Source organism: Methylomonas sp. MS20 (assembly GCF_050275925.1).
GTDB classification, from domain to species: Bacteria; Pseudomonadota; Gammaproteobacteria; order Methylococcales; family Methylomonadaceae; genus Methylomonas; species Methylomonas koyamae_A.
Window position 1 is genome coordinate 2,983,540 of record NZ_CP189962.1, and the last position, 23,932, is coordinate 3,007,471.

The 23,932-nt window shown below is 57.4% G+C and carries 18 protein-coding genes; 2 read left to right on the forward strand and 16 right to left on the reverse strand.

What is annotated here, in order from left to right:
* Positions 1-118: 118 nt before the first annotated feature.
* The 12 genes from ACQE3D_RS13260 to ACQE3D_RS13315 all read right to left on the reverse strand — a co-directional run bounded on the left by ACQE3D_RS13260 (position 119) and on the right by ACQE3D_RS13315 (position 17,776).
* Entirely contained in the window at positions 119-1,021 is a 903-nt protein-coding gene (locus tag ACQE3D_RS13260) for an EAL domain-containing protein (RefSeq protein ID WP_313730151.1), read from the reverse strand.
* A gap of 29 nt (positions 1,022-1,050) precedes the next feature.
* Positions 1,051-2,049, reverse strand: a complete 999-nt coding sequence (locus tag ACQE3D_RS13265) for a sulfate ABC transporter substrate-binding protein (RefSeq protein ID WP_313730150.1) — start codon at positions 2,047-2,049, stop codon at positions 1,051-1,053.
* Between the two features lie 139 nt (positions 2,050-2,188).
* Positions 2,189-3,754 carry an OprO/OprP family phosphate-selective porin gene (locus ACQE3D_RS13270; RefSeq protein ID WP_168029203.1) on the reverse strand — a complete coding sequence of 522 codons (1,566 nt, stop codon included), beginning with the start codon at positions 3,752-3,754 and terminating at the stop codon, positions 2,189-2,191.
* 119 nt (positions 3,755-3,873) lie between these two features.
* Positions 3,874-4,059, reverse strand: a complete 186-nt coding sequence (locus ACQE3D_RS13275) for a YezD family protein (protein WP_071158324.1) — start codon at positions 4,057-4,059, stop codon at positions 3,874-3,876.
* A 922-nt stretch (positions 4,060-4,981) separates the two neighbouring features.
* On the reverse strand, positions 4,982-7,426 hold the full coding sequence (locus ACQE3D_RS13280) for a TonB-dependent siderophore receptor (RefSeq protein WP_313730149.1): 2,445 nt from the start codon (positions 7,424-7,426) through the stop codon (positions 4,982-4,984).
* Positions 7,427-7,474: 48 nt separating this feature from the next.
* Complete coding sequence (locus ACQE3D_RS13285; protein ID WP_313730148.1) at positions 7,475-7,867, reverse strand: hypothetical protein; 393 nt, start codon at positions 7,865-7,867, stop codon at positions 7,475-7,477.
* Positions 7,868-7,981: 114 nt separating this feature from the next.
* Entirely contained in the window at positions 7,982-9,259 is a 1,278-nt protein-coding gene (locus ACQE3D_RS13290) for a FecR family protein (protein ID WP_313730147.1), read from the reverse strand.
* A 71-nt stretch (positions 9,260-9,330) separates the two neighbouring features.
* Positions 9,331-9,843: an RNA polymerase sigma factor gene (locus tag ACQE3D_RS13295; protein ID WP_083385966.1), complete on the reverse strand. Its 513-nt coding sequence runs from the start codon at positions 9,841-9,843 to the stop codon at positions 9,331-9,333.
* A 177-nt stretch (positions 9,844-10,020) separates the two neighbouring features.
* Positions 10,021-11,661, reverse strand: a complete 1,641-nt coding sequence (locus tag ACQE3D_RS13300) for a sulfotransferase (RefSeq protein ID WP_313730146.1) — start codon at positions 11,659-11,661, stop codon at positions 10,021-10,023.
* Positions 11,662-11,765: 104 nt separating this feature from the next.
* A complete protein-coding gene (locus ACQE3D_RS13305) occupies positions 11,766-12,515 on the reverse strand; it encodes a hypothetical protein (protein WP_064030256.1) in 750 nt (249 codons plus the stop codon).
* A 548-nt stretch (positions 12,516-13,063) separates the two neighbouring features.
* On the reverse strand, positions 13,064-16,936 hold the full coding sequence (locus ACQE3D_RS13310) for a beta strand repeat-containing protein (protein WP_313730145.1): 3,873 nt from the start codon (positions 16,934-16,936) through the stop codon (positions 13,064-13,066).
* A 378-nt stretch (positions 16,937-17,314) separates the two neighbouring features.
* On the reverse strand, positions 17,315-17,776 hold the full coding sequence (locus ACQE3D_RS13315) for a hypothetical protein (protein ID WP_157197923.1): 462 nt from the start codon (positions 17,774-17,776) through the stop codon (positions 17,315-17,317).
* A 557-nt stretch (positions 17,777-18,333) separates the two neighbouring features.
* Between ACQE3D_RS13315 and ACQE3D_RS13320 the strand changes: the two genes are divergently transcribed.
* Together ACQE3D_RS13320 and ACQE3D_RS13325 are read left to right on the forward strand one after the other, a co-directional pair.
* Entirely contained in the window at positions 18,334-18,615 is a 282-nt protein-coding gene (locus ACQE3D_RS13320) for an antibiotic biosynthesis monooxygenase (RefSeq protein WP_313730144.1), read from the forward strand.
* A 66-nt stretch (positions 18,616-18,681) separates the two neighbouring features.
* Complete coding sequence (locus ACQE3D_RS13325; RefSeq protein ID WP_313730143.1) at positions 18,682-20,448, forward strand: serine hydrolase domain-containing protein; 1,767 nt, start codon at positions 18,682-18,684, stop codon at positions 20,446-20,448.
* Positions 20,449-20,740: 292 nt separating this feature from the next.
* Here ACQE3D_RS13325 and ACQE3D_RS13330 read toward each other — a convergent pair whose 3' ends face one another.
* The 4 genes from ACQE3D_RS13330 to ACQE3D_RS13345 are packed head-to-tail and all read right to left on the reverse strand — an operon-like array spanning position 20,741 to position 23,926.
* Positions 20,741-21,190: a hypothetical protein gene (locus ACQE3D_RS13330; RefSeq protein WP_313730142.1), complete on the reverse strand. Its 450-nt coding sequence runs from the start codon at positions 21,188-21,190 to the stop codon at positions 20,741-20,743.
* Positions 21,187-22,926, reverse strand: a complete 1,740-nt coding sequence (locus ACQE3D_RS13335) for an Hsp70 family protein (protein ID WP_313730141.1) — start codon at positions 22,924-22,926, stop codon at positions 21,187-21,189. The genes ACQE3D_RS13330 and ACQE3D_RS13335 overlap by 4 nt, the downstream gene beginning before the upstream one ends.
* A gap of 17 nt (positions 22,927-22,943) precedes the next feature.
* On the reverse strand, positions 22,944-23,594 hold the full coding sequence (locus tag ACQE3D_RS13340) for a nucleotide exchange factor GrpE (protein ID WP_313730140.1): 651 nt from the start codon (positions 23,592-23,594) through the stop codon (positions 22,944-22,946).
* A complete protein-coding gene (locus ACQE3D_RS13345; protein WP_313730139.1) occupies positions 23,591-23,926 on the reverse strand; it encodes a J domain-containing protein in 336 nt (111 codons plus the stop codon). The genes ACQE3D_RS13340 and ACQE3D_RS13345 overlap by 4 nt, the downstream gene beginning before the upstream one ends.
* Positions 23,927-23,932: the final 6 nt, after the last annotated feature.

Below are 23,932 nucleotides of genomic sequence, written 5' to 3' on the forward strand. Positions count from 1 at the left end.
GTTCCCCATCAGGGCTGATGCAATGCAAAAAAAAGCCGCCTTGACGGCGGCGTGAGCAAGATGCCACGAGAAAGGACATCACCATGAAACCGTATCGCAGCGCATCGCGGGTTCCGCCTTACATGCCGTATTGGGCGGAGACGCTGAAACTGCCGAAATGATGCGGCGCGCCCGGCATCAACGGGTTTTCCCGGCGCGACGCCTTGGCTTGGTGCCAGGCGGCGGCCGGCGCGGGCCGACCTAAATAATAACCTTGCAACAATTTGCCGCCGGCATCCAGCGCGATGTCGAGCTGGATTTCGTTTTCGATGCCTTCGATGACCGGCTGGGCGCCCAAGGCCTGCACCACCTCGATCAACTTCGGCAACACCCGGCGGATTTTACCGCCGCGCTCGGCTTCCCGAATCAGGCCGGCGTCGAATTTGACGTAATCCGGCGCCAAATGCCAGAGCCTATCCAAATTGGAATGGCGGCTGCCGAAGTGGTCGATCGCGATTTTGAAACCGCGATCGCGATAATTCTCCACCGCTTCGGCCAAGGCCCGATCGGCGTCAACCGCGTTTTCCATGATTTCCAACACCACTTGGGTGGTCGGCACCGCGTGCAGATGCAGAATATGTTCAAACACCTTGCCGTGGGTATTAACGCTGACCAATAGTTTAGGGTGTACGTTCAAAAACAATTGGCCGCGCTCCTCGGGCAATTCCAGATAGTTGAGCATGTGCAAGGTGCGCGCCACCCGATCCAACTTCACCAATTTATCTTGATTGTCGGCCCAACCGAATGCGAAGTCCGGCGACACCGCTTCGATGCCGGTCGAAGGTCTGAGCAGGGCTTCGTAACCCAGCAAGCCCTCCGAAGTCGAGGTATCGAAGATCGGCTGAAACTCGCTGCGCAAGCGCAGTCCGATGTAGCGGCTCAGCACTTGCGCCGCTTCCACTTCCAGTTTGAATTCGTCCAGGTCCAGATACAACACCCGTTCCAGGTCGTCCCGTATTGCTTCGATCGTGGTTTGCACCATGCGTTTGCCCTCCTGCGTTTCGGCCGCGATCAGCGTCCGTATATCTTGTCGAAAATGCCGTCGTCGGCGAAATGCTTGGCTTGATTTTCCGGCCAACCGCCCAACTGAGCGATGCTCACCAACTCCAACGCCGGGAACTGTTTGGCGTATTTGGCCGCCACCTCTTTATCGATCGGGCGGTAGAAGTTTTTCGCGATGATTTCCTGGCCTTCCTTGCCATACAAATATTTCAGGTATTCGGTCGCGACTTCGGTGGTGCCGTGTTTACGGGCCACGTCTTCGACGACGGTCACCGGCGGTTCGGCCAAAATGCTGAAGCTGGGCGTGACGACTTCGTACTTGTCGGCGCCGAATTCCTTCAACACCAGATAGGCTTCGTTTTCCCAGGTAATCAACACGTCGCCGATGTCGCGCTCGGCGAAGGTGGTGGTGGAACCGCGCGCGCCGGTATCCAGTACCGAGGTGTTCTTGAACAATTTGCCGACGAAGTCCTTGGCCGCTTCTTCGCTATTGTTGTTGTGTTTCAGGGCATAGGCCCAAGCCGCCATGTAATTCCAACGCGCGCCGCCGGAGGTTTTCGGATTCGGCGTGACCACGCTGAGGCCGGGCTTGATCAAGTCGCTCCAATCTTTAACATGCTGCGGATTGCCCTTGCGCACCACGAACACGATGGTCGAGGTATAAGGGGCGCTATTGTTGGGCAACTGGCTTTGCCAGTTTTCCGGAATCAGGTTGCGGCGCGCCAATTGGTCGATGTCCGCCGAGATCGCCAGCGTCACCACGTCGGCCTCCAGGCCGTCCAGTACCGCCCTGGCCTGCTTGCCGCCGCCACCGTGCGACTGGTTGACGGTGACGTTGTCGCCGGCTTTGCCTTTCCAGTATTTGGCGAACGCTTGGTTGTATTCTTTATAGAATTCGCGGGTCGGATCGTAGGACACGTTCAACAAGGTCACGTCCGCCGCGAAGGTCTTGCTTGCCGCCGCCGACAACAAGGTGGCGGCGATCAAACCGAATAATCTGTTTCTCATAAGTGATCTCTCAAAAGCTATTGCGATGAAATTGTTGCCATGTCCGCATCCCGTGCGGCTATCCGTGCGGCCGTGCCTCGGCCTAACCTCCCGTCCTGGGAGCAGCGGATACCGGCCTCCGGCCGCCATGACGAACCTGTTAAAACGCCAATTGGAAGCGCGTGGCGAAAACGTTCTCCGACGGACGATTGGTAAATGCCGCGGCCGATAAACCCGCGCCGCCGTCGAAATAGGTTTGTTCGTAATCGGCCATGATTCGGGCGTTTTGGTTTAGGAACCAGTTGAAACCCACCGCCCAAGCCGTGGCGTGCTTGGCCGACTTCGCCGGATTCAGGTAGTTGAACGCGGTCGTATCGACATTGAACTCGCTCCAGCGCGCCGCCACCTGCAAGGCGCCCCAACTGCCCTCCAACGGGTTGAACGGCCGAATCGGCTTGACGCTTTGGAAGGTGTTGTCTTCGCCGGTCAATACGTAAGAAAGCTGCACTTGCCACGCCGTGTTGTTGAGTTGGCTACGCACGCCGGGGATGGTTTGACCGGTCCGGGTAGCGATGACTTCCTGAGCCGACAACACGTATTCGCCCATGACGCCAAACGGACCGGCATACCAATAGGCTTGCGGGTAAACCCGGTAATGCACGCCATCGGCCTGCAAGGTGCCGGTATAGGCGCTACGCATGCTGTTGTAATTCAAGAACGTGGATCGCCCTATCGGCGTGCCCTGGTTTTTCAAGGCCTGCAAGCTAGGCCGTTCCCAAGTACCGGCGACACCCAGGCCTAAACCTTCCAGCCAGCTGTTGCCGCCGTGTTGGAACGGATGTACCCATAAGCGACCGATAAATTCCTTGTCGTCGTCGGTATCCGGCGAGTTTTTATCGATGCTGCCATCGTCGCCGGAGCCGTTAAACACGCCGAGTTGATAGCTGACGAAGTTGCGAAAATCCACCGGCCCGGCGTAATCGGCCTTGTAACCCGGCGTGGCGAACGAACCGTGCAACATCACGCCGACATCGCGGTTGCTGGCCAGATAGGTCGGGAACGCGCGTTCCAGAAACATGCCGTCCGAGTCGCCTTGCAAGCGCTCCAAGCTCAGCGGGGTTTTTTGCTTACCGACGCTCAAGCTGGCGTAGGGCAAATAGGCGTAATCCAGGTAGGCGTCTGGCAGAATGTTGGTGGCCGCGAAATCCGGCATGATTTTGAAATACAAACTGTCCCAAAATTTACCTTCCAACCAAATCCGGGCTTGCTTCAGTTCGAACTTGTCGGTTTCGGCACCGCCGCTAATACCGTTGGAAGCGGTCGCCCCGGTCCAACTACCGCCCGTGAAAAAGCGCGCGTCGGTTTGTACCGCGCCGCGAATCCGGACTTGATGCTTACCGTCGGCCGAGGAAATCCGAAAGCCGTCGCTACCGCCTTCGACTTTAGGCGCGCGGCTGGCGGCGCTGGCGGCCACTTCCTTGTCCACTTCCAATTTGCGTTCCAGCGTATTGATCTTGCGATTGAGCTTTTCGACTTCCGGATTCGACTGCGCGACCGGTGCGACAGCGGTCGGCGCGGCGGCCGCTTTCTCGAAGCGTTCCAGTCTGGCTTCCAGTTCGCGAATGCGCTGCTCCAGCGCTTGGGCGTCGGCGGCCTGGGCATCGGCGGCGCCGAATAGCGCCGAGCCGATCGCGCCCACCAATAGGCGGCGTTTAACATGAGTCATGTGGTGTTTTCCTGTTATCGCTTGCTTCCGGCGTTCCGGTCAGAAGGTCGTTATTGTTATTTGGCTGGCATATCTCCGGCGATCCGGTCGAATCGAATAAGTGCTTGAAAGCAACCGGATCAAATCGGTATTTTTGGGTCGGCTACTCGGAATCTTTCGCGCTTGTCGATTTGCACGACCCGGCCGTCGTGAATGACGACCTCGATGGAACCAAAGCGGATGTCTCGCAGAATCTCCGCGATCTGTAGGGCAATCTCGTTGTGATTGCCCGGCTTAAACGAACGGTTATTGGTTTCGGTTGCCATATCGCCTCCCCGAGGTGGTGGACTGGGACGTTATTGAGTCGCTCCGTTGCCGGACCCGGCCGGCGACGTTGGGGAGATGATAAGAGGCTCGTTATTCGATGAAAAACGATATAAATTGAAATAGAAATCTATAAATAAGATATACATGTTGCCGGGCTGCTGCAAAATCAGCATGAATAGTCGATATTCCAACCACTTAGCAGCAGCGCGTGTCTCGGCGACAGCAAAGATACCCTTGCCCTACGGCGACTTGATTCAATTTCGCGACCGCGACGTTCGGCGTGATTTAAACGATCGCATGACGGTCAAGCCGTTACCCTGTGGCGGTACGTTGCGTATCCGGGCTATGGGCATCCGCATCAGCGTTATTTTGCCTATGCTCGGCGAGGGGGCGAGCAATAGCGAGAGGACGCGGGATTTTCGGGCTTAGCCCATCAAGAGGGATCAATCAGTCAACCTTTTGCCAGCGTTTGTTGGCGATTGGCTGAAGGCTATTAGGCTGGTTCACAGGGGGTTTTGCCGTCCTCGCCAAGCGTTTGAGCGTGAGTGCAAGTCTGAATAGCCTCGCGGTTCAAGCTATAAGGTGTGCAGTCCATCATCCATCCTAACGCTCATGAAGGCTTGGCAATCGCCCCGGCAAATCAAAGGCTTCCGTAGGAGCGACGCATAGTCGCGATGCATCGTTTTAATTCGCGACTATGCGTCGCTCCCACAATGACTTTCAGAGTAAAATAAGGCCGGACACAGCCTGTCCGTCTCGGGATTGGATTCAATTGATGCCATAAACCGAGTTGGGGCTGGGCGAGTAAACAGACCTTTGCCCTAGCAATGTCTGCATTCCTCACATCCTCGTGCAACATGATCGGCATACGGCGGAACGCCTGCCGGCTTCCGCCATACGCGGGTTAAAAATTATGAAAACTCAATACTCAACCTTAACCGACCCAATAAAAGTACGAGGAGCACCTGGATTTAAAAATGAGTTACTATTATCAGTCGCCGAATAATATTTGTGATCTAGCAAATTCTCCACGTTAAACTGCAAAGTAGTTTTTGCCTTTACAATAGGCAATTGATATCTCAGTAGAGCGTCTACCTTGCCGTAACCAGGCAATTGAAAGCTATTACTGTTATCGCCTTGCCGTTCGCTCTGGAAATAAACGCCAGCACCAACACTAAGGCCATGTAATGCCGATTCCTGAATATCATATTTTGCCCACAAACTGCCCGAGTTTCTGGGAATATTCCATAATCGATTTCCTGCGTTATCACCGCTCAAAATATTGGCATCGGTATATGCATAAGTTGCAATCAAATTCAATCCATCGGCAACTTGTCCTGAAATATCAATTTCGACGCCTCGACTACGTGCTTCACCAATTGTTTGCGCAAACCTTGTTCCCGCGATTGGTACACTTATGTTCTGTTTGGTTAACTGATAAAACGCCACTGATGAATTTAACCGTTTATTTAAAAATTCGGTTTTAAAACCCGCCTCGAATTGCTCTGCAGACTCTGGCGCAAGTATATTTCCACCTACGCCTGGACTAGTATTAGAGGCACCTAACGACTCAACAAAATTACCGTACAACGAAAGCCATTGCCAAGGTTGATATAGCAACCCTACTCTTGGGCTGAATTTTTGATTTTCAATATCCGAATAACTTGAGGTTGCGTCACTTAGCGAAACTGAAGAGGAGCCGCTTCCTCTATTTGCCCAGTCGTAGCGTCCGCCTCCAAGGATGTGTAGTTTTTCAAACAGAGTCATCTGATCTTGAAAATAAACACCATTCCAGCTTAAGCGTTGATCCGAAAAATCATTTTTGGGGATACTAGCCAGGTCAACACCTGATTGACCATATTGAGGATTGTAAATATTTATTGAATTAACTTGCCCGTCAAATATAGCGGGAGGCAAAAACCAACCATTAAAGGAACTTCTCATTTCGTAATAGTCCCATCCTACCAATACACTATGCTTTATATCCCACGTTGCGAATTTACCGGTGATATTAAGGATGCCACCTAAAACATCTTGAGTTCCTGGGCCGCAGCAGAATGCTCTTGCAAGTTCTCCTGTAGCTATATTAATTATTCCTGGCGCCGCGTGTTGAAGATCCAAAACATCGCGGTTAATATGCTTAAATTGTGCATTTACTTTCCAATTTTCCGAAATCTCATGATTCAGAGTTAAGCCTGTACTAAATAGTTCTGTATTGCTTTTATCTATAGACGGCTCCCCTAAGTATCTGGATATTGGAATATCAAGCGGTCTTCGAGTCACGGAGGATGCAACGACCCCGTGGTCTTCTAATGTATCTTCGTTTGAATAAATAAAGTCCAAATCAAGTTGGGTGCGATCACTAATTTTCCAGGTCAAAGATGGTGCAACGTAGGTGCGCTCTGTAAATGCAAAGTCACGAAATGAGTTTTTATCCAAATATTCAAAATTAATTCGATACAGCAAGGAACCTTCTTGATTAATAGCCCCCGTCGAATCTGCAAGGGTTTGATATAAATCGTATGAGCCAAACCGTTGTTCTAACGAATAATAGGGTTTCTCTTGAGGTCTTTTCGTAACCACATTAATCATGCCACCTGGTTCTATGCGCCCATATAAGTTTGCGGCGGCACCTTTTACGACTTCAATTTTCTCTGCATTTGCCAATGGAACTCTGCTGACCGGCCATCTCATTCCATCTACATAATTGGCATAATTAGTATTGAAACCTCGAATCATAAATTGCTCGGAGAATCCTCCAAATGTAAAACCTTGGAACACGCCGCTAACATTTTTAATTGCATCACCGACTTGAATCGCTTGTTGGTCATGCATAACAGCTTTAGTCACAACTTGTATCGATAATGGAGTCTCCATAATTGGAGTGTCCGTCTTGGTTGCGGTGGAAGCGTTCGGCAAACTGTAATCCGGGTTATATGGATCGGTCGAATCATAAGCCGCCTTCCCCACCACCTGCACCGCCGGCATGGTCTGCGGCCCCAGATTGTTGTGCAGCTCCGCCGCTCGCGGCTGTAAGGTGATGGCCCCGTCCCCGGTCGTCACGGCCTGTAACGGCGCATCGCCCAATAAAATCCTGATCGCTTCGGCGGCGGTATAGTCGCCTTGCAAGCTGCGGCTGCGCAGGTTGTCGGCGATGTCGGTGCCGTACATCAATTGTTGCTGGCTTTGCCTGCCGAACATCAGTAAGGCTTGATTCAGCGACTGGGCGGGGATGTCAAAATGGTGTTTGCCAGCGGCGGCATCGCCGTGGGCGGTTTGCGAGATCAACGCCGCGAGTAAGACAGCTTTGGCGGCATGGCGCCGGCCCTTGCCGGCTGAATGATTGCAATACTTTGCGTTGGACATGGATACTCCTAGTTTCGGTCGGGTTACACGGCAGCAATTGGGCTGGTGTTAGTTAAGACGGAAACTTTTTAAAAACCCACATCGGGCGATTATGGATTTTTTGTTGGGAGAGTTCGGAATGGACGGTTCGCGTTTATCGTTGGCGTCGCCCCGGCATGGATTGCCGGGGCCCAGAAGCCACGGATGGCAAAGTTTCAACACATCCTTGTGCCATGGATCCCGGCAATCCATGCCGGGATGACGGCTTCGATCTGATTCAACCATTAACGCGAACAAAGCCTTAATACTTGGGGTGTCGTGGTGGACTTGGAAAATGATATGAGGCGGGAACAAATTCTCGATGATGGGTTTCACTGCGCTCTCGGCAACTGCTCCATGCGTTGCTCTAGCTCCTGCATCCATGCAGTCGTACCCATCCGGCTCCGTTGTTTTAACTCTCATCACCCTACCCTCTCGGCAACTGCTGCCAGCGTTGCCCTACCTCCTGCATCCCTGCAGTCGTCCAGCAAGAGAGGGTTTTTGTGCGTCGGGAGAAGGGCGGGGTGTGAACAGCGCCTAACGCAACACCACCAAATAGGGCGTGATGCTGACTATTTGCAGCGCCGGGATGGCGGCTTTTAAACTGGCGATGGCTTGATCCAGCGCATCCAAGCGAAACAGACCGCTGATGCGCTTGTCGGCCAAAGCCGTATCCAACAACACGACGCGGCCGGGACGGTATTGGTTGATTTGGGCAATGGCGTCGCTTAGCGGCAAGCCGTCGAATTGCAGATAGCCGGCCCGCCACAACGCCATGCCGTCCGGTTGGCCGGCGTTTTTTAACGCAATACTGTTGGCGCCTATCGACGCGGACTGTCCCGCCGTCAGGCGTTCTTGGTGTTTCCGCCCCGCGTCTTGTATTTCAACTATCCCTTCAACCAGTTCGACTTCGGTCTGCTCGGGTTGTCGCTTTACCGCGAAAGCCGTACCCACCGCCCGCACTTCGCTGCCGGCGGCAGTGACCACGAACGGCCGTTGCGGATTTTTAGCCACGTCAAAAAACGCTTCGCCGGCTAATAACTCCACCCGGCGCGTGCTAGCGTCGAAGTGGATGGCCAGGGCCGTGGCGGTGTTAAGCATCACCCGCGAGCCGTCGGCCAAAGTCACGCTGCGCTGCTCGCCCTTACCCGTCGAGTAGTCCGCGCGCCAGAATGCCGGCGGATACAGCACGCTCAACGTGGTAGCCAGCAATGCACAGCAGGCCACAGCCAAAGTTAAGGATCGGCCACGGCGTCGGCGGTGCGTTCTGTTGTCAACGCTGTCTTTAAAATCCCTGAGGCTGTCATTTCCGCGCAGACGGGAATCCAGTATGGCAACCGAACTTGCAGCCAGCACATCCGCTGCCTGCGCTTGCCTGCCACCTTGCCCTGGAGACTGTCGTAAGAGCTCGCTTTCTTCTCGGGACGACTGCATCGATATAGAAGATAGGGTAATGTCGGGATCGATTACCGAGAGGGTTGGAGCGAGGGAATCAAAATGCGTCAAGGCGTTAGTTTGCATCCCCTCACTCTGCCCTCTCCCAGGGGGAGAGGGTTGAATTTTGGCTTGTAAGCTCCCCTCCCCCGGCAACGGTTGCGCACCGGGAATGATGCGGCGGCCGCGCAGTTGTCCCAAGCCCGCCCACAGCGCTTCGGCGCGTTGCCAGGCTTGTTCGTGGGCGCTGTCGGCGGCGCGCCAGGCATTCAGCTCTTGCCGCGCGGACACGGGAAATTCACCGGAATGCAGTCTACTCAACCAAGCACAAGCCTGTTCCAGCAAACGCTCGGCATCATCCGGCATCGGTTCGGTGGACATGGTCAATTCCTGGTTGAACGGTGGGGGAGATATATCATAGACGAGGCCCAAGCCCGGAACCACATCACCGGCTAGGACTGATCCAGGGTTTTGGCGCAATGCAGCAGCGCCTTTTTGACGTTCTCCTCGACAGTGCGAACCGAGATATTCAGGGTTTCGGCGATTTCGCGCTGCTTCATGCCCTCGAAGCGGTTTAAATAAAAAATCCGCTGACATAAAGGCGACAGGCTGGTCATGGCTTCGATCAGCCTATCCAAATCCTGCTCCGCCAGCGCGACGGTCTCGGCGCAACGCGGATCTTCGGCTTCCGGCGGCTCATCTTCCGGCCAATCGACGATCGCGTTATTGCGTACGGTCTGGCTGCGGTAGTGGTCGAACAGCAGATTCTGCGCGGTACGGAATAAATAGGCTTTCAGATTGCCGACATTACCCAGATCGTCGCTGCGGCATAAACGGACAAAGGCTTCCTGGCAAAGGTCGGCGGCGGTTTCCCGGCAACGCACGCGCGAAAACAGCACGGCTTCCAGCTCGCCGTGGCAACTGACGTACAGCTCTTGCAACGATTGATGCGGGTGAAATGACATGGGTCGCCGGTTTTGATTACGTCCGAATGGGCAGCTGAACCGAACCGGCCAGCAAAATTAACGCCGTAAGCTAAAATTTTTTTAGAATCAAAAGGCTGTCGATAGGCCGAACTCGCGCATTGCGGCCTCCCGCTATTGAACTATGTTAAATCACTACATCATTCGACGGCACGAGGATCAGACGTAACCGAAGGCCTTGAGATAGGGCTCCAGCATGGGCAGGATGGTTTGAAATTGGCTTTGGTAACCGTGCCAACGGGCGACGGCGCTACGGTAAATCGGCCGAGACACTGCCCCAAAGCTGGGCGTGGCCACGTAACGGCCGGCCGAACGCTCGTGGAAGCGTTGCACTTCCGGGCGCCACTCGACGCCCAACAACTCGAACACCCGCCGAAAGCTGGTTTCGAAATCGTCGACCACATCCTCGTAGCGCAATTCCAGATAAACCGGGGCGATCCGATCGCGCAGGCTCAGCCACAAATCCATCACCGCCGCGTACTGGCGGGCAATGCCTTGCCAGGACAGCAGATTGACGGTGGCCGGCGCCAACGCGAACGATTGCATCGCGCAACTCAAACACACATCGCGCGGATCGCGCACCGCGAACAGAATTTTTGCTTCCGGAAACAAAGTGGCGATCAGGCCGGTTTCGATACTGTTTAGCGCCACCTTGTTGACGAAAGTTTTTTTCAACGCGGCCGACGTGAATTCCTCGGCGGCGCGTTGCCAGTAAAACGCCCGCAAGCGACGCGCGCCGGCAATATCCAGGGCCTTCAGCGCGGCCGGCGTATCGCCGGCGATGCCGGTCGCCGCGGCCAACTCTTGTGCCACTTCCTCGATCAAGTGGTTTTCGTCCGAGGTCAGTACCTCGGGATGCGCGGCCAGCACTTGCTCGGTCAGCGTGGTACCGGAGCGCAAGAATCCGATCAAGAATGCCGGGACCGGCAAATTGTCGGCAAAGTCGGTTACGCGCCAGCGTCCCAGCAAGGCATCGTCGTAACCGTGTTTGAACAAGGCGATCCGGTCGAACAGATAATTGGCGTCCACGTTCCGGGCTTCCGGACTAGCCGCCGCCAACAAGCCAGCCCTCGAGAACATCTCGAAGGCTTCGGCGTAGCGCTGTTGTTTATCGTAGACCTTGGACAGCTCCAAGCAAGCCCGCGCCAACTGCCCGCCATTTTGCTCGGCGGCAACGACCCGCTCCAGCCGCCCGCCGGCGTCGTCCATCCGTTTCTTGTCGATTTCCAGCAAGGCCATCAGGATTTGGCAGCCGGCGTCGCTCGGCGCCAATTGCAGGACTTTTTGCATCTGGGCGATGGCTTGATCGGTGTGGTTCAAGCGGTGCAAACAGGCGGCGATCGCATATTGCGCCGAGGCGCTGACCGGCATGCGCTTGGCGGCGGCCCTGGCCAATTGCAACGCTAAGTCGATGTCGCCCCACATTTGCATTTGCTCGGCGAATTCCAGCAAGACCCTAGCGTCGATCTTTTCCGGTTGGCGCAACATGGCCTTGGCGGCCTTGGCCAGATATTGCTTGCCCTCGGCGAGCCGATGCCGCCAACACAAGCCTTGGCCGACGCCGGCCAAAGCTTCGGCGTGATTGGGCTTGATCGCCAATACTTGCCGATAAGTCTGTTCGGCGGCGAGAAAGTCGCGACGTTGATAGGCGTGGTAGCGGGCGGTTTCCAACAATTGCTTCGGGTCGGAGTCGCCGCTCCCGGCCTCGGCCTTCTCGGCGCAGCAATGTTTGAATTTTTTACCGCTGCCGCACGGGCAGGGATCGTTACGACCGGGTCTGGCCGGGGCGGATATCGTCATCGTCAATCGTGGTTAACGCGGGAGGCGGCATCATAACCGACAAACACCAAAACGGTAGGGCCTGGCCGGCCGCTCCGGTGTCGCGGAGCAAACATCGGCCAATTTTAAGCCACCCGCGCCTTGCGCCGAACCGTTACGCCAAAACCGGCCAAAACGCTGCCGAACAACCAGACCGCGCCGGGTAGCGGCACTTGCGAGACGGTGATGGTGTTGCCGCTGACCGCGAAATGCAAGGTATCCGAGCTGAAAGTGATCCGGTAGTCGCCGTGATCCAAAATCGGATTGACGAAGCCGGTTGGCGCCGAAAAGCTATCGCCGGAGTTGATGCCGGCCGCCGCTTCGGCGTCGGTCAAGCGATAATCGGACATGACATATTGGTAGTTACCGGCGGCCAGAGTAATGTCGAAGGCCGGATCGCGACGGAAGTGAATCGAACCGTCCGCCGCGCCCTGCACTTGAGTTCGGCTGACCAAGCTGATCGTGGGGGTATTGACGGTCGCGCAATTGTTGGCGATGTCGTCGCAACGGGCCAAATGGTTGGCGGCGGTCAAGCCGGCGGAACCGTCGTCCAAATACCAATGGGTATCCGGGTCCAGCCAAGTCAGTTCGCCGTCGCCGTTCAGATCGGCCGCGAAATAACCGGCGGTCGCGACGTTGCTTTGCGATGCTTCGTAAGCCAACACATCGACACTAAAACTGCCGGCGGTGGTCATGGCGACCTTCCAGGTATCGAAGGTGGTACCGCCGGCTTGCAAGAACAGCGTGCCGTCGACGCTGAGGGTATTGGCCTGGGCCGAACCGATCGCGGTCAGTGCCAAGCCGGCCGCGATAGCGGTGCGTAATACATGCTTCATTGTGAAATTCCTTGTGTTTGATATTGATTGATAAATGATCGATTAAGCCGTTTTAACTGCAGCCGGCAAATCAATGCCGACATTATGGATACCGCCGCCACGGCGGATTCGCGCGGCGTAACCGCTTCCACGAGAACCGCGCCTCCGGGCAAACCCGCCGGCCCGCGTCAAACTCGAACCGCGCCCGCAGCCGGAGTTAGCTCGGCAAAAACCGGACCACAATGTAATCTCTCACTGACACAAGCACTTAGCCGTCACTAAGCGCGCCGGATAAACTTACGCGTTGGGTCATTTCACGCGGATTGCGGGAAATGACCTATTCTCGAGATCACGCCGACCGGTTTGAAAGCGCCGACCACAAGCCAGCCTGATCTCGAGGCGCCCAGGCCAGCCCTACACCGGGTTTTGGGCCGCGACTGCCACACGCCGCGATCGCGGCGAGCTACCCGAATCCTGCCTGACTAGCGAGCCGCCCACCCACGCTCAACACATAAAAAAGCCCCGGAACGCGGGGCTTTCTCAATGCGAGGCTCTATCGGTTTCGTCTGCTAGCTGAATTTACCGCCCGCTCGCGCATACCTGCCTCGGACGAGCGCGCCCAGCAGCGCCGAGCCAAATAGCCATAGGCCGCTCGGTAACGGCACCGACGCGACCGGGCCCGAGCCCAACGTCGAATTGCCGGCAATCAGATCGAAGTTCAGACCCGTGCCGTAGGTGTGGCTGTGCAGGTCCAAGTTAAAGGTCAGCGTGAGTGTTTTATCACTGTTACTGACCCAACTGCTCCAGTCGCCGACATCCAGCGTCTTATCGTCGAAAAAATTCGCCGCGCCCGCCGCATCGGCTGCACTGAAATCATAGCTGGCACTTGAATGAGCGGTGGCGCCAATCACGTCGATGGAGAAGGACAGCGTATCGCCGCCGCTCAAGGCGGCAATGCCGAACTCGGGGCTAAGTAGACCCAGCAACAGATGCTGGGCCGGCGCATAAGACGAGGTGTCCAGATTTAGCGTAAGACTGGCATGGTAATCGTGATAAGCGGCGTCGGAACTGGTATTCGACACGCCTAAAGTCCCTTGCAGCCAAACCTGACTGCTACCGCCAATGTCGAAGGCGTGCAACACCGTCGGATTGCCGGCCAGCAGTGCTGAAACATCGGCGTTTTGAGGCAGTGCGGTGCCGAACGCAACCGCTTGCTTACCGGCTGCATCGGTTTTCGGTGCCGGTACTTGACCGATGGCGGCGCGGCTTTCGCTGACGCTCGCAACGCTATCGGCGTGGGCCGCCGCCGTCAGCTGAACGCCGGTTTGGCCGGCCGTCGCGTTGGCGGACGAACCGTTCCCGCCCTGCGCCCAAGCGGTGGCGACGATTGGTGAAGTGAAACCGTAACCGCTGCCGCCTGTGGCATTCGCCGCCGCGCTGGCATGGCCGGCCGTACTCGACGCCCGCGCTTGCGAATTGGCGCCACCACCGGCACCGGCTCTACCACTGCCATGCCCTTGGCCGCCATCGCCGCCATAAGCAAACGAAGTCACGGACACCGACTGTGTGCCGGTATTATTGCCGTTAGCCAACGAGCTGGCCGCGCCGCCGTTACCGCCGTTGGTGTCGCCGAACAGATTGGCGCCGCCATTCCCGCCTCGCGCCTTGTCGCTCACCGTGACAGAGCTATTGCCGGAAGCGGTGCCCATGCTGCTACTGATCGCGGAACCGCCCGCGCCGGCCCGACCGCCGTAACTGACGCCGCCTAGGCCGCCCAAGGCGTGACCGGAAACAGTAGCTTGGTGATTATCGCCGCTGGACGCGACCTTGGCCGTATTGTTGGCCTGACCGCCCGCGCCGCCGGTCGCGCCATTGTTGGCACTGCCGCCGTCGCCGCCGGTTGCGCTACCCCATGCGTAAACCGAGCCGGCGCTGTTGTCGGCACTGACCAACGAGCTACCCACCGCACCGGCACCGGCCGCGCCGCTCGACGCATCATTTAAATTGCCGCCGTTGCCGCCGGTTGCGTAGTTGTACAGCGATAAGGCATTGACTGCGGCGGATTTGCTTAGCCGGCTGTCGGCACTGCCGGCCGAACCGACTGTGCCGCCCTTACTGGAGCCGCCATTACCGCCAAAGGCGGTTTGATTCAATATCAAGTCACCGCTGGTTTTTCCGTCGACTTTATTCATCAAAGTCACCGATGCGCCGTTGCCGCCAGTGCCGATCGCGATGGCGGAACCGCCGTGGCCGCCGTGAACCTCGCCGGTGGCCTCGACCCTGCCGTTGCCGGTGGATTCTCCGTACGCGGCAGCCAAGTCCAGACCCAAGTTGGCCAAGCCGCCGTTGCCGGCGATACCGGTGTTGGAATCGCCACCGTTGCCGCCGCCGGCCAGGGCGCTGGCATTGACGCTGCCGCCGTGAATCAGCGCGATCTCCGCATTGGCGTCGCCGCCATTGCCGCCATTCCCGTTGCCGGCGGCGCTGGCCAAGCCGCCCGCGCCGCCTTCGGCGCTACTTTTTCCGGTGACCATCCCAGTTCCGTCATCGACATTGTTCAGCACCGATTTTGCCTGGCCTCCACTACCGGCTTGGCCTGCGGGATGGTTTTCGATGCCGACACCTAGCGCAAAAATAATGCTGCTGACATTGCCACCATCACCGCCTTTGGCGTATTGCGTCAAGTTCAATGCACCGCTGGTCGAACCGCTGACCAAATTATCGGCAATGGAATCGCCACCCACGCCACCGTCGGCGCCGAGGTAGCCCCAACCGCCCTTGCCGCCGCGTTGGTCGAGAGTCACCGCGACATCGCCGTTGCCGGTGGATGTGCCGCTGGCTTGCGCCGAAGCGGTACCGCCCGCACCGCCTTTGTTGCCCAAACCCTGGCCGGTACCGCCGTCGCCGCCCCAAGCGCGGGTATCCACTTGCACCGCCCCAGTGCCGGCGCCTTTGGCGCTGGTGGCTGTGGTCGCCGTACCGCCGTTGCCGCCGTTGCCATTGGCATAGCTGGCCCCGCCATGGCCTCCGTAAGCGGTGGCGTCCGCGCTAATCTGGCTGTTATTGTGGGTAGCCTGGGCGTTAGCTGAAGAACTCGCGGCGCCGCCAACACCGCCAGTACCGTTTTCCTCTAGGTTCAAGCCGCCATTTCCGCCGGTCGCGTAACCATTGGCGTCGGCGTCGGTGGTGCCAACCGCACTACTAACGCTACTGGCCGAACCGCCGGAACCGCCGCTACCGCCATAACTATCGCCACCGTTACCACCGATCGCTTCGCCACCGGCATGTGCGCTATCGCCGGCGGCGGCCGTGTTATTTTGGGCCTTACCGCCCGCGCCGCCGTTGCGCTGATTGTTGGAATCACCGCCGTGACCGCCGGTTGCATTACTGCCAGCATCGGTATCGCTATTGTTTCCGACAGCGGTATTGATGCCATTAACCGTCGTGGTGGCATCCGCCCCGGCACCGGCCTCGCTGCTAACCGCATTGAGCAAATAGCCGCCGTCACCGCCCTGGGCGTTGCTATAAATTTGCAGGGATTTGGAACTGGTGGTTTTGCTTAAACTACTGTTGGCAGTACCAGCGACGCCAGCCGAACCGCCGTTGCTGCCTCCCGCGTTACCGCCGTGGGCGGTTTGAGTCAATCGCACGATCTCGGCGGTATCGCCTGAAACTTTGTCGGTCAAGCTGACCGAGGCGCCGTCACCGCCAATGCCGGCACCCCGCGCGTTACCGCCGTTGCCGCCGTTGGCCGTGCCGGTCACCGTGGCCGAAATCAGGGAGTGTCCGTAGAGGGTAAGGATGGGCGAAACGCCAAACACCGCCGCCCCACCTCTGCCGGCTATGCCTGTGCCGTAAGAATCGCCGCCGTTACCGCCGGTCGCAGTCCCATCCAGGACTAAAAAGCCGCCGGTACTATCCGCGACCGCGCCGATCACTGCGGTGCCACCGTTACCGCCGTTACCACCGGCTCCCTCTCCGCCCTCGCCGCTCGCCGAGCCACCCAATCCGCCGTTACCGCCATTTCCGCCGGTAGCGTTCGCGGTGACGTTGGCCTCGGCATAGCTGGAGATACTAGTGGAGGCCTGCGCAGTGGCGTTACCACCGTTACCGCCGGAACCGCCTTTCCCACCGTTCGAGCCAGGCGGGTTACCCGCGCCGCCGTTACCGCCATTTCCGCCGCTACCGCCGGTCGCCGTTGCGCTATTGGCAGTATCGTTATTGACGGGAAAGCCCGCTTTCGCAGTTGCGCTATCGCCGGCGTTGCCGTTGCCGCCGGCGCTACCGGGATTGCCGGCGGCACCGTCCGCGCCCGACATCCCATTGCTGCCGATCCCGGTGTCGGTTTGCGCCCAAGCCGGGCAAATTTGCAGTACCAATCCGGCCGCTAAAAATGCGGAGCAGAGCTGGTTCAGTTTCCAATGTTGTGGACCTTGTTTCATCGTTATGCCTTTTATTTTCTAATTGAACTGATGCCGAGTAAGGCGTGGGCAACCGCTTAATTTCGGGCGCGTGCCACGATCAACCCGTATGCCTAAGACCGCCCGGATCATTCGTCTGTGTTCCGTGCTCCGGTGCCGTTCACCTTAGGAATGCCCCGGTCGGCCCGCCACGCGGGTTCAGTATTACGCGGCCCCGAAACGTTAGGCTGGTTCTAGGATAACGACCGAGCCGGTGGGGAAACATCCTCCGCGCGGGGGATATTTCGAAGCGAAAGGGTTTGAAAATGCTCGCCGCGCGAGCAAGCGATTGTCCGCTTGCCAGGACAATCGCTCATTTCGGCTATCAAACTGCGCGCCGTCACGCCGACGCGTGCCTGCTCAGTCGTGAGTGGACGGTATCGTGATAAGGTCGGTCGTACAATTGATTCGCTCGACCGGACCGCTGAAATAGCCGTGCGAATACTGGCCGTAGGGGCAGTTTGTGGTGCCTTTCAGACACAGTTGAATATGATCGACCGCCGCCGTTTCCCCGTTGCCAAAATACGCGGGATCGGTCGAGTGCATCGTCAAGGTCAAAATCACGCCGTCGCTGGAGGTGCACGCACTACCGCTGGAAGTCAGTACCACCGATGAACCGGTTTTGACGACGCCGGACCAAGTTCCGCACGAGCCGTTGCCCGGTAGCGAGAATCCCTTACCCACGAACGTGGTGCCACCATTCCCGAATCCGCCGTTGACGGCGATGCAGGCATTGCCGGCCGCATGAGCTTGCGTCGCGGTAAAACTTAAGCCAACCATGACCAATCCAACGATTAGCGGCATTGTGCTATTTGCTTTCATAAAGTTTCTCCAGAAGTTAAGGTTATTTTGGAAGTTGCCGGACTACGATCTCGGGTATCGCGCTTGTATTCAGTCGCTGCGACCTGTTGGATTCGATCGAGTTTGTCGCCGGGTCAACCCGGAATTTCGCAACTGGGACAGAGTACCTAACTCGTTGCTGGAAAAATATCCTACCCGCGGAGGGCATTTCGGAGAGTGCGCGCGGGTGCGCTAGCGGAAATTAGTGGTGATGGAAGCGTCTTTATCGGTTGAAAAAACGCTATTTTTTCGCCAGGTTAAAGAGCGTCGGCAGTTATTCGCCGCGACGTCGCGCGCCTGGAGTCATGCAAGCAAGCATGACTTTCGGCACATGCGAGCCCGCCGGGTTTGACTTAAACTCCACGGTCTGTCGGGCAAGTGTTAGGGCGTTTTGGGGGCCGCCGCCGGAATCGCGACTAACGTTACCTAACCCAAGACCAACCGGCTGTAGCCGGGGAACACCGCACGCCGCCTTTTTGCGAATCGCGATTCGGCCGCCGCGACTAAAATTGACCTTGAACCATTACCGAGAAACCTCCATGCCCTATGTCTTGATCATCCACGAAGTCGAAGCCTATCCGGCCTGGAAAGCCATTTTCGACCAAGCGGCGGATATGCGTAAACATGCCGGCGAACGTCGCTATCAATTGCTGTGTCAAGCCGACGACGCCAACCGCGTCGTGCATTTTTCCGAGTGGTCGTCGCTGGACAGCGCCCGGCGCTTTTTCGAATCGGCGGAACTGGTGGCCATTCGCCGGCAAGCCGGCGTCAAGGCCCCGGAATTTCTCTATCTGGATGAAATCGAACGCGGCGAGCTGTAAACCGCCGAGTCTATCCTTGCCCAAACCCGTGTCTCTCAGACCACTTTAATGGAGCAAACCTCAACCATGAAATCCCGAATTCCCGTATTTCTCGGCTTATTGATCGTGCTGTCCGCTTGCGCGGGCGGACCACCGCCCCGGCCGGAGACTTGGCAACCCGGCGATTACCGCTATCTGCAGACCTATTTGAGTTGGCTGATCGAAACCCAAATGGACAAACAAGCCATCGAAGGCTTGAGTATCGCCATTGTGGATGACCAGCAAGTGGTGTGGTCGCAAGGCTTTGGTTACGCCGATAAGAAACGCGACGTGCCGGCATCGGCCGAGACCGTTTATAGAGTCGGCTCGATTTCCAAGTTGTTTACCGATACATTGGTGATGCAATTGGCCGAGCAAGGCAAACTGGATATCGACCAAGCTCTACAGCGTTATTTGCCGAACTTTTCGATCAAATCGCGGTTTGCCGATACCGCCGCGATCACGCCGCGCAACATCATGAGCCATCATTCCGGATTGCCGGGGGACATCGTCAACGGCATGTGGACGCATCACCCTCGGCCGTTCGGACAATTGGTCGAGCAACTCAAATCCGAATACGTCAGCAACCCGGCCAACACGGTATTTTCGTATTCCAATCTCGGCGTAACCTTGCTGGGCACGATGCTGGAAACGGTCAGCGCCACGCCGTTCAGCGTCTATGCCGATCGGCAATTACTCAAACCGCTGGGCATGCGCACCGCTCGATTCGCGCCGGGACTCGAAGGCGAACTGGCGTCGAAATCCTACCGGTTCGGCGACGAAAAACCCGAAGCGCCGCTACGCGACATGCCGGCAGGCGGCTTGAATGCTAGTGTGTTGGACCTGAGCCGCTTCATGACGATGGTGTTTGCCGGCGGCGCGTCCGACGGCCGCCAGCTATTGAAACCGCAAACCGTCGCGGCCATGCTGAAACCGCAAAACGCCGATGTGCCGCTCGATGCCGGCCTAAAGGTCGGTCTGGGCTGGATGTTGCGGGACAACTTAAACATCGGGCCGATTGCCGAACACGGCGGCGCGACGCTGTACCAATTCAGTTTGTTGAGCCTGGCTACCGACCACAAAATCGGCGTCGTCGTGCTCAGCAACTCGCCCAACCAAGCCTTGCAAAAGATCAACAACGCCGCGCTGAAACTGGCGGTCGCGATCAAAACCGGCCAAGCCTTCCGTGAAACCGAAACACCGGCTATCGAAACCCGCCCACCGACCTCGGCCGAACAAAACCAATTCGGCGGCCACTACGCGACGATGTTGGGCTACGTCGATGCTTCGAATACCGGTGACGGCATTTCCGCCGATTTGAACGGCAACTCGTTGGACATCGTGGTCCGCCCGGACGGCCAATTCGGTATTCGCTATTGGCTGCTGGGCTTTATTCCCATCCAACCGGAGGAGTTGGCCGAAGTCGGACTGTCACTAACCGAGATTGCGGGGCGCCGGGTATTGCTGGCTCATACCGAAGGCCAGACCATTCCGATCGGCGAAAAAATCGTCCCGACCGCGATCCCGGCGGCTTGGCGGCGGCGCTTGGGCGACTACCGCATCGTCAATCTAGCCGACGGCGAAGCGATCGTTCCGGAGCGCTGCGCCTTGCGGGAACGCAACGGTTTTCTGGTGTTGGAATACGCGCTACCCAGCTTCGACATTGAAAAACAGACTTGGGCGCTCAAACCCATCGACGACGAGCAGGCCATTACCCACGGTCTGGGCCGGGGCATGGGCGACACCCTGCGCGTCGTCAAAATGGATGGCCGGGAGCTGATCGCCTATTCCGGCTATTTGTTGCAAAAGCAATAGCCAGGCGCCTGCGAGCGCTAGAAAAACCGGATTGCGGTATCGCTATACCGAGGGCTATAGTATATCCGCGCGACTGAGTCGCGGATTCACTGATTGCTGGCGCATCCATTCCTGTTGAGCGCCAAAAGCCGATCGTTTTGGAGTGAAACCGGCCTTAGGCTAGCCCAACGCGCAAGCAACACCCAACATGCAGAGGAGATCGTCATGAAAATTCTAAAGCCAGCCAAGCCCATCGACTCACAACCGAGACTTACAAGCATTGACGGCACTTGGATTCCGGAAATCGCGTTCTTTAGCTTATTTCTGATCGATTGGTACTTGGGTTTTCCGATTTGAACGACGGAGGCGGCGGCGTATCCACCGCGCCCACCAACTGGTCGATCATTTCGGCAAACCGGTCCAGTGCGTCGTTGCCGCCTTGCAGGGTCCGCAATTGACTCAGGGTTTCGCGTGCCGCCGGCCAACGCTGCTGGCCCAATTGATCATAAAGCGCCCGATACAACTGCCGGATCAAAAAACCGTGCAACAGTTTGGCCGGCGGCGTTTGCTTAAAACTCAAGGAACGTAACAGCGCCGGCACCGCGATGGCCGGCCGGCCGGCCGCGAGACTTTGCATCGCGACGCTAAGCCATTGCTCGGCCAAGCTTTCGCAACCCAGGACTTGCCGCAATTCGACGCCGCAACGCGGGCACGCCGTGGCCGTTCCGAGCCGGGCATTGCACGCCGGGCAACGCTGTATCACGATTCCAAGTAATAGAGGATGTCGTTCAAGCGCTCGACCGGCTGCTTCAACCCGGCCTCGTCGCCGTTTTCCAGAAAAGTCGAAATGGTTTCGATCAGATCGACCATGTCTTCCTTGTCTTCGGCGGAAACGGTTTCGAACAAGGCTTCGGCCTTCTTGATCGCGTTACGCGCGGCGGAAACGGCCGGACTTTCCGATACCGAACCCGCCTCGCCGCCGGCCGTATTGCCGAACAAACCGTCAATACGCTGTTTGGCGCTGCCCAGTTCGCCGCTATCGAAGCGGGAAATCGCGTTGTTGATCGTGATGGTCTTTTCCTTGCCGGAGGCTTTCTCCCGCGCCGAAACATGCAAGATGCCGTTCAAATCCAGGTCCAGCGTCAAGGTGATGACGTTGCCGGCCGGCACGTCCAACAAACCTTCGACCAAAAACTCACCGATTTCGACGTTGTTCAGCGCATCCGGGTCCTCGCCTTGAAAAATCCGCACGTTCACTTCGCGCTGATTGTCGTGATAGGTCTCGAAAGCCTCGGACTTGCGCACCGGCAACACGCTATTTTTATGCACGATGGGTACGTACTGATACGGATAGGGCATGCCGTCCAGATACCCAACCGCGCAGGTGCCGAAGGTATACGGCGTCACATCGACCAAGACAGTGCCGATGTCCTCGCCGTTGATCATCGCCGCCTGCATTGCCGCGCCCATCGCCACGCACAGATCGGGATCGACTTCGCCGTGCGGCTCGAAACCGAATTCGTCGAACAGGCGCTCTCGGATGCACGGCGTGCGCGTCGAACCGCCGACCAGGATGATTTCGTCGATGTCGGAGGCGATCAATTTGGCGCCCTTCAGCGCGATGTGGGTGGCGTCCAGCGTGGCGTTGATGTGGTCGGCGATCAGGTCTTCGTAGTCCGCACGCGCCAATTCCATCGTCAAATGCAGCGGTGTGCCTTGGCGCTCCAGCAAATATTCTTCCTCTATCGTCGCAAACGGCTCGTCGGACAAGCGCAGTTTCGCCTGTTCCGCCGCCCGCACGATGCGCGCCATCGCCTTGCCGTGCGGCTCGACTTCGATGCCGTACTGCTCGCGGATATGCGCCAAAACGCGATCGACGATCAGTTGGTCGAAATCGTCGCCGCCCAGGTGATTGTCGCCATGGCTGGCCAGCACTTCGACCACGCCGCTCTGTACGTTGACCACCGACACGTCGAAGGTGCCGCCGCCCAAGTCGTACACCAGCATACGCTTGGCGTCGAGCTGGCCGGCACCGTAAACCAGCGCGGCGGCAGTCGGCTCGTTGATCATCCGCACCACCTCCAGCCCTGCGATTTCCCCGGCTTCGCGGGTGGCCTGGCGCTGGGCGTCGGAAAAATAGGCCGGTACGGTAATCACCGCCTTGGCTATAGGCCGGCCGACATAGGCTTCGGCAATCGCCTTCAAACGCTTCAGGATGATCGCGGAGATTTCCTGCGGCGTGTATGCCTGACCGGCCATCGTGACTCGCGCGTCCTGGCCCATCAAGCGTTTGATCGATTTAACGGTGCGCTCCGGGTAAATCAGGTATTGATTGCGGGCGCTGGCGCCGACCAGAATGTCGCCGTTATCGTCCAGTCCGACGAAAGACGGCAAAATCTTGCTGCCGTTGTCGGCGATCACGGTGACCTTGCCGTTTTCGACAATCGCCACTTCCGAGTTCGTGGTCCCTAGATCGATGCCGATGATGATGTCGTTCATATGTGTTCCCTGAATGCTTAAAGTTTATTGACTTTGACTTCCGCCAATCGCAACACTTGATCTTCGAGTAAAAATCCCTTGCGCAGCTCTTCGAGCACGACGGCGTTTTCCAGCGCCGGATCGGCGCCGATCGCGACCGTCGTCATGGTCCGCGCGTCGAAGGGCCGGCCGACGCAATCGATCGCGAATACCCGGCGGCGCTGCAGCATTTGTTCCAGACGCTTCAGCGTAATTTCCTGGCCTTCGCCAACGCTGGCGATGAAACCTACGTCCTGTTTTTTGGAATGCCGGAACAAACCATCGACCGGCAGATAGTTTTGCAAAGCCCGATGGCCGGCATCGAGCCGGTCGTAAATATCCAGCCATTCCACCAACATCGCTCGCTCAACCTCACGGCGTTGTTGTTCTAGGCGTTCGTTGGCTTTCGCCAGTTCGTCCGCCAGGGCTCGATTGTCGGCCTTCAGGGTTACGACGGCATCGCTCAAGCTGTCCAGCGTGGCTTTGAATTGCCGCGACTCGGCTTTGACTTCGGTTTTCAGGCCGGCCAAATCGCTGAACAGCGCGGTCAAATCCGGTTGGTCGACCGAGGTCAGGTGGGCGAAGTCGGTTTCCTGAAGATACTGATGCAAGGCTGCCAGCAATTCGTCTTGCGGGGTTTCTGTCGTCATGATGGCGTTTTAGTCAATTCAGCGAGCGATTTTTCGATGGACAGCGTGCTCAATAGTTTTACGAAATCGTCCGTAGCCATAGTCCCGCCAATGCGCGGTTGGCCGAAGGCTTGCATCAGTAACGCGTCGAAATCGACATGCGGCACATGAAACAAGGCGTGGCGCAAGCGGCAGTCTTGGTCCTTAATCGCTTCGAAAGCCTCTTGAATTTCACGAAAGCGCGCGGGATCTCGGTCGGGCGGATTGTCCTTGACCCTTTGCAAATAGGCTTGTTTGATGTCGGCGTCGCTGGCCTGTTCGGGCACGCCGAGAATGCTATACGGTGAAATCATCGGTAC

Excerpts from the sequence above, each read along its gene's own strand:
- ACQE3D_RS13260 (WP_313730151.1), bottom strand. The coding sequence starts at position 1,021 with ATGGTGCAAACCACGATCGAAGCAATACGGGACGACCTGGAACGGGTG.
- ACQE3D_RS13265 (WP_313730150.1), bottom strand. The coding sequence starts at position 2,049 with ATGAGAAACAGATTATTCGGTTTGATCGCCGCCACCTTGTTGTCGGCG.
- ACQE3D_RS13270 (WP_168029203.1), bottom strand. The coding sequence starts at position 3,754 with ATGACTCATGTTAAACGCCGCCTATTGGTGGGCGCGATCGGCTCGGCG.
- ACQE3D_RS13275 (WP_071158324.1), bottom strand. The coding sequence starts at position 4,059 with ATGGCAACCGAAACCAATAACCGTTCGTTTAAGCCGGGCAATCACAAC.
- ACQE3D_RS13280 (WP_313730149.1), bottom strand. The coding sequence starts at position 7,426 with ATGTCCAACGCAAAGTATTGCAATCATTCAGCCGGCAAGGGCCGGCGC.
- ACQE3D_RS13285 (WP_313730148.1), bottom strand. The coding sequence starts at position 7,867 with ATGAGAGTTAAAACAACGGAGCCGGATGGGTACGACTGCATGGATGCA.
- ACQE3D_RS13290 (WP_313730147.1), bottom strand. The coding sequence starts at position 9,259 with ATGTCCACCGAACCGATGCCGGATGATGCCGAGCGTTTGCTGGAACAG.
- ACQE3D_RS13295 (WP_083385966.1), bottom strand. The coding sequence starts at position 9,843 with ATGTCATTTCACCCGCATCAATCGTTGCAAGAGCTGTACGTCAGTTGC.
- ACQE3D_RS13300 (WP_313730146.1), bottom strand. The coding sequence starts at position 11,661 with ATGACGATATCCGCCCCGGCCAGACCCGGTCGTAACGATCCCTGCCCG.
- ACQE3D_RS13305 (WP_064030256.1), bottom strand. The coding sequence starts at position 12,515 with ATGAAGCATGTATTACGCACCGCTATCGCGGCCGGCTTGGCACTGACC.
- ACQE3D_RS13310 (WP_313730145.1), bottom strand. The coding sequence starts at position 16,936 with ATGAAACAAGGTCCACAACATTGGAAACTGAACCAGCTCTGCTCCGCA.
- ACQE3D_RS13315 (WP_157197923.1), bottom strand. The coding sequence starts at position 17,776 with ATGAAAGCAAATAGCACAATGCCGCTAATCGTTGGATTGGTCATGGTT.
- ACQE3D_RS13320 (WP_313730144.1), top strand. The coding sequence starts at position 18,334 with ATGCCCTATGTCTTGATCATCCACGAAGTCGAAGCCTATCCGGCCTGG.
- ACQE3D_RS13325 (WP_313730143.1), top strand. The coding sequence starts at position 18,682 with ATGAAATCCCGAATTCCCGTATTTCTCGGCTTATTGATCGTGCTGTCC.
- ACQE3D_RS13335 (WP_313730141.1), bottom strand. The coding sequence starts at position 22,926 with ATGAACGACATCATCATCGGCATCGATCTAGGGACCACGAACTCGGAA.
- ACQE3D_RS13340 (WP_313730140.1), bottom strand. The coding sequence starts at position 23,594 with ATGACGACAGAAACCCCGCAAGACGAATTGCTGGCAGCCTTGCATCAG.
- ACQE3D_RS13345 (WP_313730139.1), bottom strand. The coding sequence starts at position 23,926 with ATGATTTCACCGTATAGCATTCTCGGCGTGCCCGAACAGGCCAGCGAC.